This is a genomic window from Streptomyces sp. NBC_01197 (genome assembly GCF_036010505.1).
Taxonomy (GTDB): domain Bacteria; phylum Actinomycetota; class Actinomycetes; order Streptomycetales; family Streptomycetaceae; genus Streptomyces.
On the sequence record NZ_CP108569.1, the window covers coordinates 1,815,205 to 1,830,010 of the forward strand.

The 14,806-nt window shown below is 72.5% G+C and carries 12 protein-coding genes; 6 read left to right on the forward strand and 6 right to left on the reverse strand.

The window, feature by feature from the left end; translation table 11 throughout:
* Nucleotides 1-165 precede the first annotated feature (165 nt).
* Genes OG452_RS08060 through OG452_RS08080 form a run of 5 tightly spaced genes read left to right on the forward strand, consistent with a single transcriptional unit; the run spans nucleotide 166 to nucleotide 6,078 of the window.
* Nucleotides 166-2,058 (forward strand): ABC transporter substrate-binding protein, encoded by a 1,893-nt coding sequence (locus OG452_RS08060; protein ID WP_327294934.1) that lies wholly within the window; start codon nucleotides 166-168, stop codon nucleotides 2,056-2,058.
* Nucleotides 2,059-2,061: 3 nt separating this feature from the next.
* Nucleotides 2,062-3,132 (forward strand): ABC transporter permease, encoded by a 1,071-nt coding sequence (locus OG452_RS08065; RefSeq protein WP_327294935.1) that lies wholly within the window; start codon nucleotides 2,062-2,064, stop codon nucleotides 3,130-3,132.
* The gene (locus OG452_RS08070) at nucleotides 3,129-4,034 is read left to right on the forward strand and encodes an ABC transporter permease (RefSeq protein WP_327294936.1); all 906 of its coding nucleotides are present in this window, start codon (nucleotides 3,129-3,131) and stop codon (nucleotides 4,032-4,034) included. The genes OG452_RS08065 and OG452_RS08070 overlap by 4 nt, the downstream gene beginning before the upstream one ends.
* Nucleotides 3,980-5,077, forward strand: a complete 1,098-nt coding sequence (locus OG452_RS08075) for an ABC transporter ATP-binding protein (RefSeq protein WP_405565625.1) — start codon at nucleotides 3,980-3,982, stop codon at nucleotides 5,075-5,077. Before OG452_RS08070 ends, OG452_RS08075 begins: the two co-directional genes overlap by 55 nt.
* On the forward strand, nucleotides 5,074-6,078 hold the full coding sequence (locus OG452_RS08080; RefSeq protein WP_327294938.1) for an ABC transporter ATP-binding protein: 1,005 nt from the start codon (nucleotides 5,074-5,076) through the stop codon (nucleotides 6,076-6,078). Before OG452_RS08075 ends, OG452_RS08080 begins: the two co-directional genes overlap by 4 nt.
* 74 nt (nucleotides 6,079-6,152) lie before the next feature.
* Here the strand turns inward: OG452_RS08080 and OG452_RS08085 are convergent, their stop codons facing one another.
* Nucleotides 6,153-7,346, reverse strand: coding sequence for an MFS transporter (locus OG452_RS08085; RefSeq protein ID WP_327294939.1), 1,194 nt, complete (start codon nucleotides 7,344-7,346; stop codon nucleotides 6,153-6,155).
* Nucleotides 7,347-7,405: 59 nt separating this feature from the next.
* On the opposite strand from OG452_RS08085, the gene OG452_RS08090 reads away from it, so the two are divergent.
* Complete coding sequence (locus tag OG452_RS08090) at nucleotides 7,406-8,371, forward strand: ArsR/SmtB family transcription factor (protein ID WP_327294940.1); 966 nt, start codon at nucleotides 7,406-7,408, stop codon at nucleotides 8,369-8,371.
* A 28-nt stretch (nucleotides 8,372-8,399) separates the two neighbouring features.
* Here the strand turns inward: OG452_RS08090 and OG452_RS08095 are convergent, their stop codons facing one another.
* From OG452_RS08095 to OG452_RS08115, 5 genes are all read right to left on the reverse strand, one after another.
* On the reverse strand, nucleotides 8,400-9,353 hold the full coding sequence (locus OG452_RS08095) for a bifunctional riboflavin kinase/FAD synthetase (RefSeq protein WP_327294941.1): 954 nt from the start codon (nucleotides 9,351-9,353) through the stop codon (nucleotides 8,400-8,402).
* A gap of 47 nt (nucleotides 9,354-9,400) precedes the next feature.
* On the reverse strand, nucleotides 9,401-12,919 hold the full coding sequence (locus OG452_RS08100) for a serine protease (RefSeq protein WP_327294942.1): 3,519 nt from the start codon (nucleotides 12,917-12,919) through the stop codon (nucleotides 9,401-9,403).
* 182 nt (nucleotides 12,920-13,101) lie between these two features.
* Nucleotides 13,102-14,001, reverse strand: coding sequence for a tRNA pseudouridine(55) synthase TruB (gene truB, locus OG452_RS08105; RefSeq protein WP_327294943.1), 900 nt, complete (start codon nucleotides 13,999-14,001; stop codon nucleotides 13,102-13,104).
* A complete protein-coding gene (gene rbfA / locus OG452_RS08110) occupies nucleotides 13,998-14,477 on the reverse strand; it encodes a 30S ribosome-binding factor RbfA (RefSeq protein ID WP_327294944.1) in 480 nt (159 codons plus the stop codon). Before rbfA ends, truB begins: the two co-directional genes overlap by 4 nt.
* Nucleotides 14,478-14,503: 26 nt before the next feature.
* Nucleotides 14,504-14,800, reverse strand: coding sequence for a DUF503 domain-containing protein (locus OG452_RS08115; protein WP_327294945.1), 297 nt, complete (start codon nucleotides 14,798-14,800; stop codon nucleotides 14,504-14,506).
* Nucleotides 14,801-14,806: the final 6 nt, after the last annotated feature.

A 14,806-nucleotide genomic window follows, 5' to 3' on the forward strand; every position in this document is an offset into this window, starting at 1 on the left:
ATAGACCACTGAAGGCCCACACCGTGCGAACGGTGTGGGCCTTCAGACATTTGTGCAGACCAGGCACGGTCTTGACGACCGTTGACATGTCTAAACCACCGCTGATAAACCTTCGCTTCACCAGCTGGCGACTCCATGATTCACCCTGACGCGAGGTCAACGCCCATGGACAGAAGAGTTCCGACCGGCACAATCCAGCACCGATCCCGTTCCCGTCTGCTCCTGGCCACCGGTGCGACCGCCTTCGCCCTGATGGCCGCCGCCGCGACCCCGCTGAACCCGGCTCCCCAACAGGCCCACGCCGCAACAGCCAAGGCGGCGGACACGGCTGAATCCGGCTCAGGGGACGGCTCCGGTGGCAAGAAGGTCCTCACCGTCGCCGTCAATCAGAGCGTCGACTCGATGAGTCCGTTCCTCGCCACACGCCTGGTGTCCACCACCGCGCTGCGCCTGATGTACGACTACCTGACGAACTATGACGTCAAGGACGGCCACACCGTCCCGGGTCTCGCCACCACGTGGAAGTCGTCGGCCTCCAAGCTGACCTGGACCTTCACCATCCGTAAGAACTCCAAGTGGTCCGACGGGCAGCAGGCCACCGCCGACGACGCGGCCTGGACGTTCAACAAGATGATGACGGACGGTGCGGCCGCCACCGCCAACGGCAGCTTCACCTCGAACTTCAAGAAGGTCACGGCGCCCGATCCGCAGACGCTGGTCGTGCAGCTGAAGAAGCCTCAGGCCACGATGACCGCGCTCGACGTGCCGATCGTGCCGAAGCACGTCTGGGAGAGCGTCAAGGACTTCTCGAAGTTCAACAACGACAAGCAGTTCCCGGTCGTCGGCAACGGCCCCTTCCTCCTGACCGACTACAAGGTCGACCAGTATCTGAAGTTCAAGCCGAACAGGACGTTCTGGCGGGGCGCCCCGAAGTTCGACGAGCTCGACTTCAAGTACTACAAGGACAACGACGCCGCGGTCGCCGCCCTGGAGAAGGGTGAGGTCTCCTTCGTCCAGGGCCTCACACCCGCTCAGGCGGCAGCCCTGAAGACCGAGAAGAACATCAAGGTCAACGACGCCCCCGGCCGCCGCTTCTACGCGCTCGCCACCAACCCGGGCGCCAAGGCCAAGAACGGCCAGAAGATCGGCAACGGCAACCCCGCCCTGCTCGACCCCCGGGTCCGCCGGGCGCTGTTCGCCGCGACCGACACCAAGACCATCATCGACAAGGTCTTCCAGGGGCATGCCGTGCAGGGCGCCGGCTATATCCCGCCGCGCTTCTCCAGCTACTTCTGGAAACCGTCGGCGAGCCAGCAGATCGCCTACGACCCGGCCAAGGCGGCAACCCTGCTGGACCAGGCGGGCTACAAGAAGAACGGTGCCGGCAAGCGCGTCGGCAAGGACGGCAAGCCGCTCAGCTTCCGGCTGCTCTGCCACGCCACCGACCCGAACGACAAGGCCATCGGCCAGTACATGCAGGAGTGGTGGGGCAAGCTGGGCATCGGGCTCAAGATGAGCTGTCTCGACAACGTGTCCGACCCCTGGCTGGCCGGCCAGTACGATTTGGCCTTCGACGGGTACTCGGTCAATCCCGACCCGGACTACGTCCTCTCCATCCACACCTGTGCGGCGCTGCCCGACACGCCCAAGGACACGGGTGCCACGGACAACTTCATCTGCGACAAGAAGTTCGACGGCCTCTACGCCCAGCAGGCCGCCGAGTACGACCCGGCCAAACGGGCCGATCTGGTGAAGCAGATGGAGTCGCGGCTGTACGACACCGGGTACATGAATGTCATGGCCTATCCGAACGCGGTCGAGGCGTACCGTACCGACCAGATCAAGTCCATCGACACGATGCCCCAGGCGGCGGGCAACATCTGGGGCCAGGACGGCTACTGGAGCTGGTGGTCGGCGGTCCCCGCCGACCACAGCACCTCGAAGTCGTCGGGTTCCTCGACGGGGCTCGTCATCGGCATCGTGGCAGCTGTCATCGTCATCGGGCTCGGAGGCTTCGTCGCCCTGCGCCGCCGTTCCACCGCGGAAGACCGTGAATAACCCATGAGCGCTGCTAGCACCACTCCGCTCGCGGAGGGTGCGGCCGACGGCCCGGTCCAGATCAAGACCGGGCCGTCCGGCCCCCGCACCCGTAACGCGACCGCGTATCTGCTGTACGTGGCGGGCAAGCTCGGCGGCGCGGCCGTCTCGCTGTTCGCTGTCCTGGTCACCAGCTTCTTCCTGTTCCGGATCATCCCGGGCGACCCGGTCCGTACGATGACGCACGGCCGCCCGGTCACCCATGGGCAGCTGCTCGCCCTGCGCAAGCAGCTGGGGCTCGATCTGCCGGTCTGGCAGCAGTTCACCCAGTACTGCACCAAGGCGCTCAGCGGCGATCTGGGCATCTCGTACCAGTTCCACGCCCCCGTCGGGCAGCTGATCGCGCAGAAACTGCCCGCGACACTGCTGCTCACCGGTGTCGCCGTGGTGATCTACTCCGCGCTCGGCCTCTGGCTCGGCACCCGCTCCGCCTGGGGGCACGGGGGGCTCGGCGACCGGCTCTCGACCGGGGTGGCGCTGACCCTGTGGTCGGTGCCCGCCTTCTGGCTCGGGCTGCTGCTGATCATCGTGTTCTCGGTCGGCATCGGCCCGATCCCCGGAATGTTCCCGACCGGCGGCATGGAGTCCGGCGGTCTGTCCGGCTTCGCGTACGTCACCGATGTGGCGCACCACATGGTGCTGCCCGTCATCACTCTCGTAGCGGTCGGTTACGCGCAGACCCTCCTGGTGATGCGCTCCTCGCTGCTGGACGAGATGGGCAGCGACTATCTGACGACGGCGCGGGCCAAGGGGCTGCGCGACGTTCTGGTGCGCCGCCGGCACGCCGTGCCCAATGCCATGCTGCCGACCATGACCATGATCTTCATCAACTTCGGGCATGTGGCGGCCGGTTCGATCCTGGTCGAGACGGTGTTCTCCTGGCCCGGCGTCGGCGGTCTCTTCTACTCGGCGCTGAGCGTGCCCGATCTGCCGTTGGTGCAGGGGCTGTTCGTGGTCTTCGCGGGCGCGATGATCGTGATGAACCTGCTCGCCGATCTGCTCTATCCGCTGCTCGATCCCAGGGTGGGCCGATGACGACCGCACAACCGACGGCGGGCTCGCTCGCCCGGGCCAGGCAGCGCGACTCCCTGGCCCGCTTCTGGCAGCAGTACCGCACCCACCGGGCCGGGGTCTTCGGGCTGGCCGGTCTCGTCCTCATCGCGGCGATCGCGCTGGCCGCGCCCCTGCTGGTCGGCGGCGACGTACAGAGTGTGACCAAGGCTCCGGGCTCGCCGCTGGAGTCGCCCAGCGGTGAGTTCCCGCTCGGGACCGACCAGTTCGGGCGCTCGGTGCTGGGGCTGCTCGTCTGGGGCGCCCGGATCTCGCTCACCGTGGGGCTGCTGGCCGCCGCACTCTCGGTGGCCATCGGCACCCTGGTCGGGATCATCGCGGGCCACTTCGGCGGCTGGTTCGCGACGGTGCTGATGCGGATCACCGACTGGTTCCTGGTGATGCCGACCCTGGTGCTGGCCATCGTGCTGGCGACCGTGCTCGATCACTCGGTCTGGACGGTGATCCTGGCGATCGGCGTCACCAGCTGGCCGACCACGGCGCGGCTCGTGCGGGCGCAGACCATCGCTGTGGAGTCCCGTCCGTACATCGAACGCGCCAGGGCGCTCGGCGGCGGCCACGGCCATGTGATGACCCGGCACGTGCTGCCCAATGTGGTGCCGCTGGTGCTCGCGCAGACCACGCTGGGCATCTCGAACGCCATCCTCACCGAGGCGACCCTGGCCTTCCTCGGACTCGGCGATCCGACGGTGATCTCCTGGGGCGGGATGCTCCAGGACGCCCGCGAGGCAGGCGCGGTGTCCTCGGGGCACTTCTGGTATCTGGCGCCCCCCGGTATCGCCATCGCCCTCGTCGCGCTCTCCTTCACCCTCTGCGGCCGCGCCGTGGAGGCCGTGCTCAACCCGAAGCTGGGGGTGGGACGTTGAGCCTCCTCGAAATCAAGGACCTGCACGTGACCTACGGGTCGGGTGCGGCCGCCGTGCCCGCCGTGCGCGGGGTGGACCTGACCGTCGGTGCCGGGCAGAAGCTCGGGATCGCCGGTGAGTCGGGGTGCGGAAAGTCGACCCTGGCGCTGGCGCTGCTGCGGCTGCTGCCCGCGTCGGCGACGCTGAGCGGCGAGATCCTGCTCGACGGTGAGGACGTCCTGACTATGAAGTGGGGGCGGCTGCGGGCCGTCCGGTGGGCGGGCGCCTCGATCGTCTTCCAGGGCGCGATGCACTCCCTCAACGCGGTGCACCGGATCGGCGACCAGATCGCGGAGCCGCTGCTCGTACACCACCAGGCGACCCCGGCCGCGGCCCGCGCACGCGCCCGCGAGCTGCTGGAGCAGGTCGGGCTGCCGGCGGCGCGGGCGGAGGCCTATCCGCACGAGCTCTCCGGCGGACAGCGGCAGCGGGTGATGATCGCGATGGCGCTGGCCTGCGGCCCGCAGGTGATCGTCGCCGACGAGCCGACCACCGCGCTCGACGTGATGATCCAGGCCCAGATCCTGCGGCTGATCGAGCAGCTGGTCGCGGACCAGGACATCAGCCTGCTGATGATCAGCCATGACCTGGCGGTGCTCGCCGACACCTGCGACCGGCTGGCCGTGATGTACGCGGGCCGGGTGGTCGAGGAGGGCCCGGCGCAGCAGGTCTTCACCGCTGCGGCGCACCCGTACAGCACCGCGCTGTCCGGCGCCTTCCCGCGCATCGGCGACCCCGCGTCCCGGCGTGCCCCGCGCGGGCTGCCAGGTGACCCGCCGGACCCGGCCGCGCTGCCGTCGGGCTGTACGTTCCATCCGCGCTGCCCGGTCGCGCTGGACGAGTGCGCGACCAGCGGGCAGGAGCTGCGGGACGCCGGGCCGGGGCGGCAGGCGGCCTGTCTGCTGGTGCAGCCGGGCACCGGCGCGGTAGCGGTGGCGGTCGCAGAGCCTGGTGACGGCACGAACGCGGACCCCGGCGCCGAGGAAGCAAGGAGCACCTCATGACCACCCCTCCCCTGCTGAGCACCACCGCGCTGGAGGTCGCCTTCCCGGGCAGGCGCGGAGCCTCCCCGGCGCGCGCCGTCGACGGGGTGGACCTCCATATCGGGCCCGGCGAGATCGTGGCCCTGGTCGGTGAGTCGGGGTGCGGCAAGACGACGCTCGCCCGCACGCTGCTCGGACTCGTACGGCCGACGTCGGGCGAGGTCGCCTTCGCGGGCGAACCACTGGACCTCTCCGCCCGCGCCCTCAAGGCGTACCGCAAGCGGGTCCAGCTGGTGCTCCAGGACCCGAGCGGTTCGCTCAACCCGCGGCACACCGTGTACGAGGCGGTGGCCGAGGGCTTGCGGATCCACGGGTTCACGGGCGACGAGCGGGCCAAGGTGTCCGAGGCGCTCTCCCGGGCGGGACTGCGGCCCCCCGAGCGGTTCTTCCTGAAGTATCCGCACGAGCTGTCGGGCGGTCAGCGCCAGCGTGTGGTGATCGCGGGGGCGCTGGTGCTCGATCCCGAACTGATCGTGGCGGACGAGCCGGTGGCGTCCCTGGACGCGTCGGTGCGCGGTGAGATCCTCGCCCTGCTGCTGCGGCTGCGGGACGAGCTGGGCCTCTCGGCCCTGGTCGTCACCCACGATCTGGGGCTCGCGTGGAACATCGCCGACCGGGTCGCGGTGATGTATCTCGGCCGGATCGTGGAGACGGGTGACGTGGACCGGATCCTCACGGCGCCCCAACACCCCTACACTCAGGCGCTGTTGTCGGTCATGCCGGATGCGTCGACCGAGCCGGTGGTGCTCACCGGTGAGCCGCCGGACCCGTCCAGGGTGCCGTCCGGGTGCCGGTTCCACGCCCGCTGCCACATCCTCGCCTCGGGCGAGGCGGAGCGTGCGGGGGTCGCCGATGCCTGCCGTACGAAGGATCTGCCGGTGCTGGCGGGTGGCGGAGATGACGCGGTGGCGTGCCACTGGGCCGCTGCGTCGAAGTCCGCTGGGACCGTACCGGCCTCCTGAGGCGGTTCCTGGGGCGGTGTTCCTGGGGGGCGGCGTTCCTGAGGCAGCGCGCCCGAAGCGGTGTGCCGCTGCGGTCACGGAGCTGGCGGCCCCGGGGCGGCGGGCGCCGGGGCCCCCGCCCGCAGCCCGGGTATCAGGGCCAGCGATACGGCGACGGACGCCGCGGCCATCACCGCCATGGCCGTCGCGGCGGACGTGTGCTGGGCCACGGCGCCGGCCAGGGCGGCCCCCACGCCCTGGAGTGTCAGCATCCCGGAGGTGTGCAGACCGAGCGACTGGCCCTGGATGTCGTCGGGCGTCAGCCCCACCAGACGTTCCATCAGGACGAGGCTCGCCGCGTACCCGGCCGAGGCGAGCATGATGGCGGCCACCGCGAGCGGCAGACCCGGCCGGACCGCGAACAGCAGATAGGGCGCGGCGAGGAGGAGCAGCAGCGGGGTGGCGAGCCGGGGCCGCCGGCGCGGCGGCACGAGCCGGCCGACCGCCACGTCCCCGGCCAGCATCCCGGTCGCGGCGGCCGCGAGCAGCAGCCCGGCGTGCCGGGGCGCGTACGGCACGAGGACCGACTCGCAGCCGACGATCAGCCCGTTGGGCACCCAGAGCGCGAGGTAGACATACCGGCGCGGCGCGGACGACAAGATCAGCCGGTTGACGCGCCAGGTCTCCCGGACCGAGGGTCGGCCCGCCGCCCGGGCCGGCCGGCTGCTCAGGCCGCCGAGCGCGACGGCCGCCGCGGCCAGGGCGAGAGCGGCGGCGACGAGCAGGGCGCCGCGCGGGGACAGTGCGGCGACCAGCACACCGCCGACCGCGAATCCGGCGATCTGCGTGACCCCGGCTGACATGTTGAGGGCCGAACGCCCCAGCACATACGCCTCCTTGGGAAGGAGCTCGGCCAGCAGGCCGTACCGCACTCCGCCGCCCACCGATCCGGCCAGGCCGAGGCCGAACAGCACCGCGAAGGTGGCCGGGACCGGCAGCCCCGGGAACGCGAGGACGGCGGCGCCCGCGGCGGCGAGCCCCGCGAGGCCGGTCTCCGCGGCCCGGGGCGGCAGCCGGTCGGCTGCGGAGAGCAGCGCCACCGCGCCGACGGCCTGGGCGAAGGAGCCGCCGAACATGCTCAGCGCGGCGAGCAGCGGTGAGTGGGTGGCGGAGAAGACCTGCGAGGCCAGTGCGATGCCGCTGACGGTCGACCCCACGCCCAGGAGCGAGGCGGAGACGAAGAGCGGCGTGAACTCCGGTACTCCGAAGAGCTGTCGGTAGGTGCGCATGGACCGGATTCTGACCGGGCGCCGGGGCAGGGGGTTAATGTTTCGCCGGGGGGCGGAACATGGGGCTGTGGATCATCGACGCGGACACGCTGGCGCGCAGCCGGTTTGTGATCTCCCAGTTCAGCGAGGCTTTCGCCTGTCTGGTGATGCTGGAGTCCGGGCAGACCGGGTACTCCGATGAGCGGTCCTGGCTGGCTGTGCACCGGCCCGCCTACCGGGAGTTGCTGGACGCCGATCCGGTGACCCGGCTGCTGGTACGGACCGGTCTGCGCCCGCACTGGATCGCCGACTTCCTGTCGCCCACGCCACCGTCCGATGACGAGTCGGACTTCCACCGCGAGCTGGCCGGGGTCCGCGCCACCCCGTCGGCCGAGGCTCGCCGCGATCTGGCCTTCGGGCTGGGCGGCCGGCTGCCCGCCGCCCTGGACCGGGACGATCTGCCGGACCGCGCGGCCGACCTGCTGGAGTGGGTGTGGACGGAGACCGTGCTGCCGTACTGGCCCCGGCGGCGGCGCCTCTTCGAGGCGGACATCCTGGCGCGCACCCGGATGCTCACCAAGGGCGGCTGGGCGGCGGCGCTGGACGACATCCGGCCGGGGATGCGCTGGCTGGGCGAGGGGCGGCTGCGGGTCAACCACGGCGCCTATGAGCCGCAGGAGCTCTCGGGAGCGCAGCTGCTGTTCCTTCCGGCGAGCGGGCGCAGCGGCTGGGTCTCATGGGAGAGGCCGCACCGCTTCTCCGCCGTCTACCCCTGTACGGGCCAGCTGTCGGAGCCGGCCCGGGCGGCCGTGCCCGAGACGCTCGGCCGGCTGCTGGGCAGCGGCCGGGCGGGGGTGCTGCTGCTGCTCGACACTCCGAAGAGCACCACGCAGCTGGTCGCGCTCTCGGGCCAGGTCCTGGGGTCGGTGGGCCGCCATCTCAAGGTCCTGCTGGACGCCGGTCTGGTGTTCAGACGGCGGGCCGGGCGGTCGGTGCTCTACTGCCGGACGACGGCCGGGGACGTGCTGGTGGCGGCGCAGGGCTGAACCGTGCCCCCTGCCGGGGCGCCCGCCGTCAGTGCGACTCGTACGCCTCGATCAGCGTCCGGCAGCGCTTCACGTCGTCCGCCATGGCCACCAGCAGCGCGTCGATCGAGTCGAACTTCTCCATACCGCGCACATACGCGAGGAAGTCGACGGCGACGTGCATCCCGTACAGGTCGAGGCCGACGCGGTCGATGGCGTACGCCTCGACGGTGCGCTCGCTGCCGTCGAACTGGGGGTTGCTGCCCACCGAGATCGCCGCGGGCATCCGTTCGCCGTCCGCGGTCAGCCACCCCGCGTACACCCCGTCCACCGGGACCGCGGTGTGCGGGAGCGTCTCGACGTTCGCCGTGGGGAAGCCCAGCTCGCGGCCGCGCTGCGCGCCGCGGACCACCACGCCCTCGACGCGGTGCGGGCGGCCCAGGATCTCGGCCGCGCCCGTCATGTCGCCCTCGGCGACGAGGCGGCGGGTCAGGGTGGACGAGAACGGCTCGCCGCCGCCCGCCTCCCCGCTCACCGAGAGGTCGATGATGTCGACCTCGTAGTCGTACGTCGCGCCCAGCTCGGTGAGGAAACCGACATTGCCGGCCGCCTTGTGGCCGAAGCGGAAGTTGGGGCCCTCGATGACGGCGCGCGCGTGCAACTTGTCGACCAGGACCTTCACGATGAAGTCGGCGGGCGACAGCTTCGAGAACTCGGTCGTGAAGGGGAGGATCAGCTGCGCGTCCACGCCCAGCTCCGCCATCAGCTCGGCGCGGCGGTGGTGCGGCGCGAGCAGCGGCGGGTGGCTGCCGGGGCGCACGACCTCGCTGGGGTGCGGGTCGAAGGTGACGACCACGGAGGGAACGCCCAGCTCACGAGCGCGCCGCACGGCCCGCCCGATGATCAGCTGATGGCCGCGGTGCACCCCGTCGTAGGAGCCGATGGTGACGACGCTGCGTCCCCAGTCCTGGGGAATGTCCTCCAAGCCACGCCAGCGCTGCACTGAGACCGCTCCTCGCCCGAACCCGTGTACATGATCAATGCCTGCAGTTACGCAGGTCTAAGACTGCCATGTCCGGCGCTCGCGGCGTGCATCGGCATCGGGGCGCCCAGTTTGCCGACCGCGAGGCGGGCGCCCGGGCCGACGACGACGGCCCACTCCTGGGGCGCGCAGGCCATCCAGTCGGCGAGCTGTCCGGCGAAGACGGGCCACTGCGTGGACAGTTCGACCAGGAGCCGGTCGAGTACGGCCGCTCCGTCGGGCGTACGGACCAGCAGCAGTCCGGCGCGGCGGACCAGCTCGCGGGTCCGGGGCTCCGCGCGGCGGTCGGCCCCGCGCGCCGCGGTCCGCACCAGGACCTCAAGCACGGCCAGACCGTCCCTGGCCTCGTACCGCTCGTACTCCAGGAGTACGTCGAGCAGCTCGGCCCGCATCGCACGCGAGTCCTGGCCCCCCGGCGCGGCGAGTACCGGGGCGAGCGCCGCGCGCACGGAGCTCGGGCGGCCCCGCAGCAAACCGGTGACCAGCGGGAAGATGACGGCGCGGGCGGCCGGGCCGTCCTCCAGGCGGCGGTCGACGAACGCCGCGGCGTGCCTCGCGCCCGCCGGGTGGCGGTCGATGTACTCGTGGACGAGCGCGGCGGCGCGGCGGGCCGGGGCGGGGGCGCTGATCCCGGCGAGCGCGCTCAGCACCGGGCCGGCGGTGTCCGGCCGCGTCCGCAGGACGGCCTCGAAGGCGGCGAACACCGGCTCGGGGTGGGTGGCCAGAGCGGCGGCGAGCGCCGCGGCGGGCAGCTCCGGCCGGCCGGACTCGAACAGGGCCAGGGCACGCGGCAGATGCCGGGCGCGGGTGTGCGGGTCGCTGATGAGCAGGGCCAGGGCGGAGCCGTGCAGCCCGCTGTCGCCGGGGCGGGCGAGCAGGGCGAGTGCGGCATACCGCAGCAGCTCGCGGTCGGCGCCGGTCCTGGCGTGTACGGCGGCGCGCGTGGCCTGACGGGCCGCGACCGCCCGGCGCTCGGGCCGGTCGTCGTGCGCCCAGCGGTCCACGGCGCGGCAGAGCGCGGAGGTCTCGTCCTCGGCGAGCGCGGCGAGCAGTTCGTCGGCGCGGGGGTGGTCGGCGGCGGCGAGCGCTTCGGCGAGGTCGTCGACGGCCAGTCCCCGCCGGGTGTACAGCAGCGCCTGCGCGGCGCCGGCGACGGTGGGCCGCAGCTCCGCGCCGTCGTCGGACGGCAGCAGCCGTTCGTCGCCGAACCAGCGGCACAGCAGCGGCTGTACGGCCCTGGGCTCGGCGGCGAGCCGCCGGGCGGCGGCGTCCAGATAGCGGTCGGCGACCCGCGCGCCGGGGACGCCGTCGGCGGGCACCAGCCGCCGCAGGAGGTCGAGACGGTGGCTCTCACCGAGCCGCAGCCGCTCCCAGAACGCGCTGTCGAAGGTGCGGAATCCGCCGAGCCCGCGCGGGCCGCCCGCGCGGACCGACAGGAGGGTGATCCGGTCGGCGAGCAGGCGCAGTACGCCGATGTACGGGCGGGCGTCGGGGACGCGCAGCAGCACATCGGCGAGCAGCCGCGCGGCCCACCACTCCGGATCGGGGAGCAGCGCGGGCTCCGCCGCGGTGCCCGCCTCCCGGCCCGGCCGCGGCACGCGCGGCTCCGTCGGCATGTCCTGCATCCTGTCCAGAGCCTCGATCAACTCGCGCAGCCGACGCCCCAGTTCGTGGTGGCCGTGTCGGCGCCCGAGCAGCAGCAGCGCCTGAACCACCGGTCCCGCCCGGTGCCTGGGCACGGTCGGCGGACGCTTCACGGGGGCGGCTTCCGTGCGCTCCGGGAGGCGGGCCGCGGTCACGGGCGGCTGCGCCGCGCGGCGGTGCACCAGCGCGTACAGCGCGCTGTCCACGTCGAGGTGCTCGCCCTGCACCCAGTCGGCGAGCTCGCCGTGCGCGAAGCGGTATCCGGCGCCCGCCGGGGTCAGCAGCCCCTCGGTGAGCACGGCCGACGCCCAGCCGGTACGCCACGGGAAGAGCTCCTCGAAGGAGGCGCGGTCCAGCTCCCCCTGCCCGGGGCCCAGACAGCGCCGCGCCGCCTCGTGCACCCGGCCCGAGACCCCGGCGGCGAGGCGCCGCACCGCCGCGCCCCGGGGTGCGGGGCGCCGGTCGGCCGCGATCCGTACGGCGGTCCGCAGACAGAGCAGATCCAGGTACGCGGTGAAGACGTCCTCGCGAGCGGGCCTGCCGTCCACCCCGCCGGGGATCGCGGCGCGCACCTCGGCGAGCATCCGCAGGGTGAGCGGATGGCCCGCCTCCTCCGGGGCGAGCATCTCCTCGGGGATGCCGTAGCGCTGCCGGGCCCGCTCGGCCTCGTGGGGCGGCAGATCCCCGATCCGTACGCAGTCCGCGCCCCGGGGGCCCAGGAGCCCGGCCGCCTGCTCCCAGTACTCGGGGCGGCAGGCGACCACCATCCGCGCCCCGTGCGCGCACAGCCAGCGCGTGGTGGCCCGGGCCCACTCCGGCAGCGCGCCGGCCGGCAGCGGCGCCATCTCCTCCGGCCCGTCCAGCAGGATGAGCAGGGGCTGCCCGGCTGCGGCCGCGAGGTCGGCGATCCTCTCCGGGGTGGCGCCATCCAGCCCGCCGCACCGATCGGCGCCCACGATCCGCCCGGCCTGCCGGACCGTACGGGCCACCGCGTCGGCGACCGAGACGTCGGCGGCGCGCAGATCGGCGCCGCGCAGCCAGACCGTGGGGGCGGGCTGCGCCCCGCGGGCCCGGCGGGCGGCGAGGGCGGCCAGCTCCGTCGTCCGCCCCGTACCGGGGGCCCCGACCAGGCCGAGTACGGGACCGCCGGCCGACTGGAAGGCGTCCAGCGGGGCGGCGATGCCGGGCCGCTCAACGGGGTCACGCCAGAGCTCAGGGGAGCCCGAAGCGCCGACCGATGTGGCGGTCAGCTCAAGGACGCCCGCGAGGTTGAGATCCTGGCCGTAACCGGGGACGGTCGCGGCGTTGCGCCGCAGCAGCGGAGCGAGCGCGGCGCCGCGCAGCGGAACCGCGAGACCGGCCACCGGGCGGTCGCCCTGGAGCGCGGTTCCGAGCACTCCGAGCACGGCACCGGTCGCCTCGTCCACGACGGGGCCGCCCGCCGCCGCGCTGCCCGGCCGGAGCGCGTCGCTGCCCTGGGTGCCGAGCGCCAGCTCCAGGGCGGCGAGCCGGTGACGGCGGCCGTCCGCCGCGTAGCTCACCGCGGTCTCGCCCAGCACGCGCGCGGCGCGCCAGCCCAGTGCGGCGACGCGGACATAGCTGCCGGTCCCGACCGTGTCCCGGACGGCCAGCGGCAGGGGCGGTACGCCGAGGTGCTCGCTGCGGAGCAGGGCCAACCCCAGTTCGGGCAGGGCGGTGATCGCTTCGGACCCGGCGCAGCACGTCCGGCCGTCCGCTCCGTACAGCACGGCTCCGGTGAGGCCGGTGACCACCTCATGGCTGGTCACCACCGTGCCCCGGTCATCGGCGACGAAGCCGGTGCCCCTCGGCCGTCCCGCCGGATCGCAAATGCGTACCAGCGTCTCCCGGTCCCCGCTTCCCATGGTCCGACCGTAGGCGCGCGGTGATCGCCGGGAGAAGGACACCGGCCGAAAGCGCCCCCTTGCGCTCCGGGCATTCACTCCGAGCGCCTGGCCGAACGAGTGAATCCCGGGGCCAGGCTGGACAGACCCCTTGCGAGGGGGATCGTGGAGCGGGCAAGCGGCCCTGCCCGCTCCACGGTGGGTCAGCCGAAGACGGCGAGGCTCTTCGCCTTGCCGTTCTCCTCCTCGACCAGGGCGAGAAGGCGCTCGTCGGGACCGAAGGCGGCCACGGCCCCGGCCGGGTACCCGGGCATGTCGAGCCGGACGCCGTTGAGCAGCAGCCTGGCCCGCCTCTCGTCCACGTCCCACCGGGGGAACGCGGCAGCGGCGGCGTCCGCGGCCGGCATGACGGTCAGCTCCTCCTGGAGCTGGTCGAGCGTCCGGGCCGTGTCGAGCCCGTACGGGCCGACCCGGGTCCGGCGCAGCGCCGTCAGATGGCCGCCGACCCCGGTGGCGGTGCCGAGGTCGCGGGCGATGGCGCGGATGTACGTGCCGGAGGAGCAGACAACCGAGACGACCAGGTCGACGACGGGCGTCCCGTCGTCGGCGACGGCCGGGCGGACGTCGTACACCTGGAACGAGGAGACCGTCACCGGGCGGGCCGGGATGTCGAACTCCTCGCCGCCGCGCACCCGCGCGTACGAACGCTTTCCGTCGATCTTGATGGCGCTGACCTTGGACGGCACCTGCATGATGGCGCCGGTCTGCTGGGCCACCCCTGCGTCGATGGCCTCCCGGGTCACCGCCGAGGCGTCGGTGGACGAGGTGATCTCACCCTCGGCGTCGTCGGTGACGGTGTTCTGGCCGAGCCGGATCGTACCGAGGTACTCCTTCTCGGTCAGCGCCAGATGACCGAGCATCTTGGTGGCCTTCTCGACGCCGAGTACGAGGACGCCCGTGGCCATCGGGTCGAGGGTGCCCGCGTGGCCGACCCGGCGGGTTCTGGCGATCCCGCGCATCTTGGCCACGACGTCGTGCGAAGTGAAGCCGGACGGCTTGTCGACGATGACAAGTCCGTCCGGCACGGTGTTCTGCTGTGTCATGCGGAGGCGTTGTCCCCGTCGTCGTCGCCGGACGCGGCGGCCTCATCGGCCTCGTCCTCCGGCTTGCGGTACGGGTCGGCGCCGCCGGCGTACTTGGCGCCCGACGACGCCTCGCGCACCTTGGCGTCCGACGCCCTGGCCCGGTCGAGGAGGTCCTCGATCGCCTTGGCGTTCTCCGGCAGGGCGTCCGCCACGAAGGCGAGGGTGGGGGTGAACTTCGTCCCCGCCGCGGCGCCGACCGCCGAGCGCAGGATGCCCTTGGCGCTCTCCAGACCGGCTGCCGCGCTCGCCCGCTCCTCGTCGTCCCCGTAGACCGTGTAGAAGACCGTGGCCTCCCGCAGATCACCGGTGACGCGGGTGTCCGTGATGGTCACGTGCGTGCCCAGACGGGGGTCCTTGATGCCGCGCTGCAGTTTCTCGGCGACCACCTCCTGGATGAGGTCCGCCAGCTTTTTCGCCCGCGCGTTGTCGGCCACTGGTCCGTCTCCTTCTAGAGCCTTGCTCAATCGTCTTCGTCGCTGTGCAGCCGCCGCCGTACGGACAGCAGCTCCACCTCGGGCCGGGCGGCGACAAGCCGCTCGCACCGGTCGAGTACATCAGTGAGGTGCTCCGTCCCGCCGGACACCACAGCGAGGCCGATCCTGGCTCTGCGGTGCAGATCCTGGTCGCCGACCTCGGCCGCGCTCACCGCGAACTTGCGCTGGAGTTCGGCCACGATGGGCCGGACGACGGAGCGTTTCTCCTTCAGCGACCGTACGTCGCCGAGCAGGAGATCGAAGGACAGTGTCCCTACATACATGCATGT

Excerpts from the sequence above, each read along its gene's own strand:
- OG452_RS08115 (WP_327294945.1), bottom strand. The coding sequence starts at position 14,800 with ATGTATGTAGGGACACTGTCCTTCGATCTCCTGCTCGGCGACGTACGG.
- truB (WP_327294943.1), bottom strand. The coding sequence starts at position 14,001 with ATGACACAGCAGAACACCGTGCCGGACGGACTTGTCATCGTCGACAAG.
- OG452_RS08070 (WP_327294936.1), top strand. The coding sequence starts at position 3,129 with ATGACGACCGCACAACCGACGGCGGGCTCGCTCGCCCGGGCCAGGCAG.
- OG452_RS08065 (WP_327294935.1), top strand. The coding sequence starts at position 2,062 with ATGAGCGCTGCTAGCACCACTCCGCTCGCGGAGGGTGCGGCCGACGGC.
- OG452_RS08085 (WP_327294939.1), bottom strand. The coding sequence starts at position 7,346 with ATGCGCACCTACCGACAGCTCTTCGGAGTACCGGAGTTCACGCCGCTC.
- OG452_RS08080 (WP_327294938.1), top strand. The coding sequence starts at position 5,074 with ATGACCACCCCTCCCCTGCTGAGCACCACCGCGCTGGAGGTCGCCTTC.
- OG452_RS08060 (WP_327294934.1), top strand. The coding sequence starts at position 166 with ATGGACAGAAGAGTTCCGACCGGCACAATCCAGCACCGATCCCGTTCC.
- OG452_RS08100 (WP_327294942.1), bottom strand. The coding sequence starts at position 12,919 with ATGGGAAGCGGGGACCGGGAGACGCTGGTACGCATTTGCGATCCGGCG.
- OG452_RS08090 (WP_327294940.1), top strand. The coding sequence starts at position 7,406 with ATGGGGCTGTGGATCATCGACGCGGACACGCTGGCGCGCAGCCGGTTT.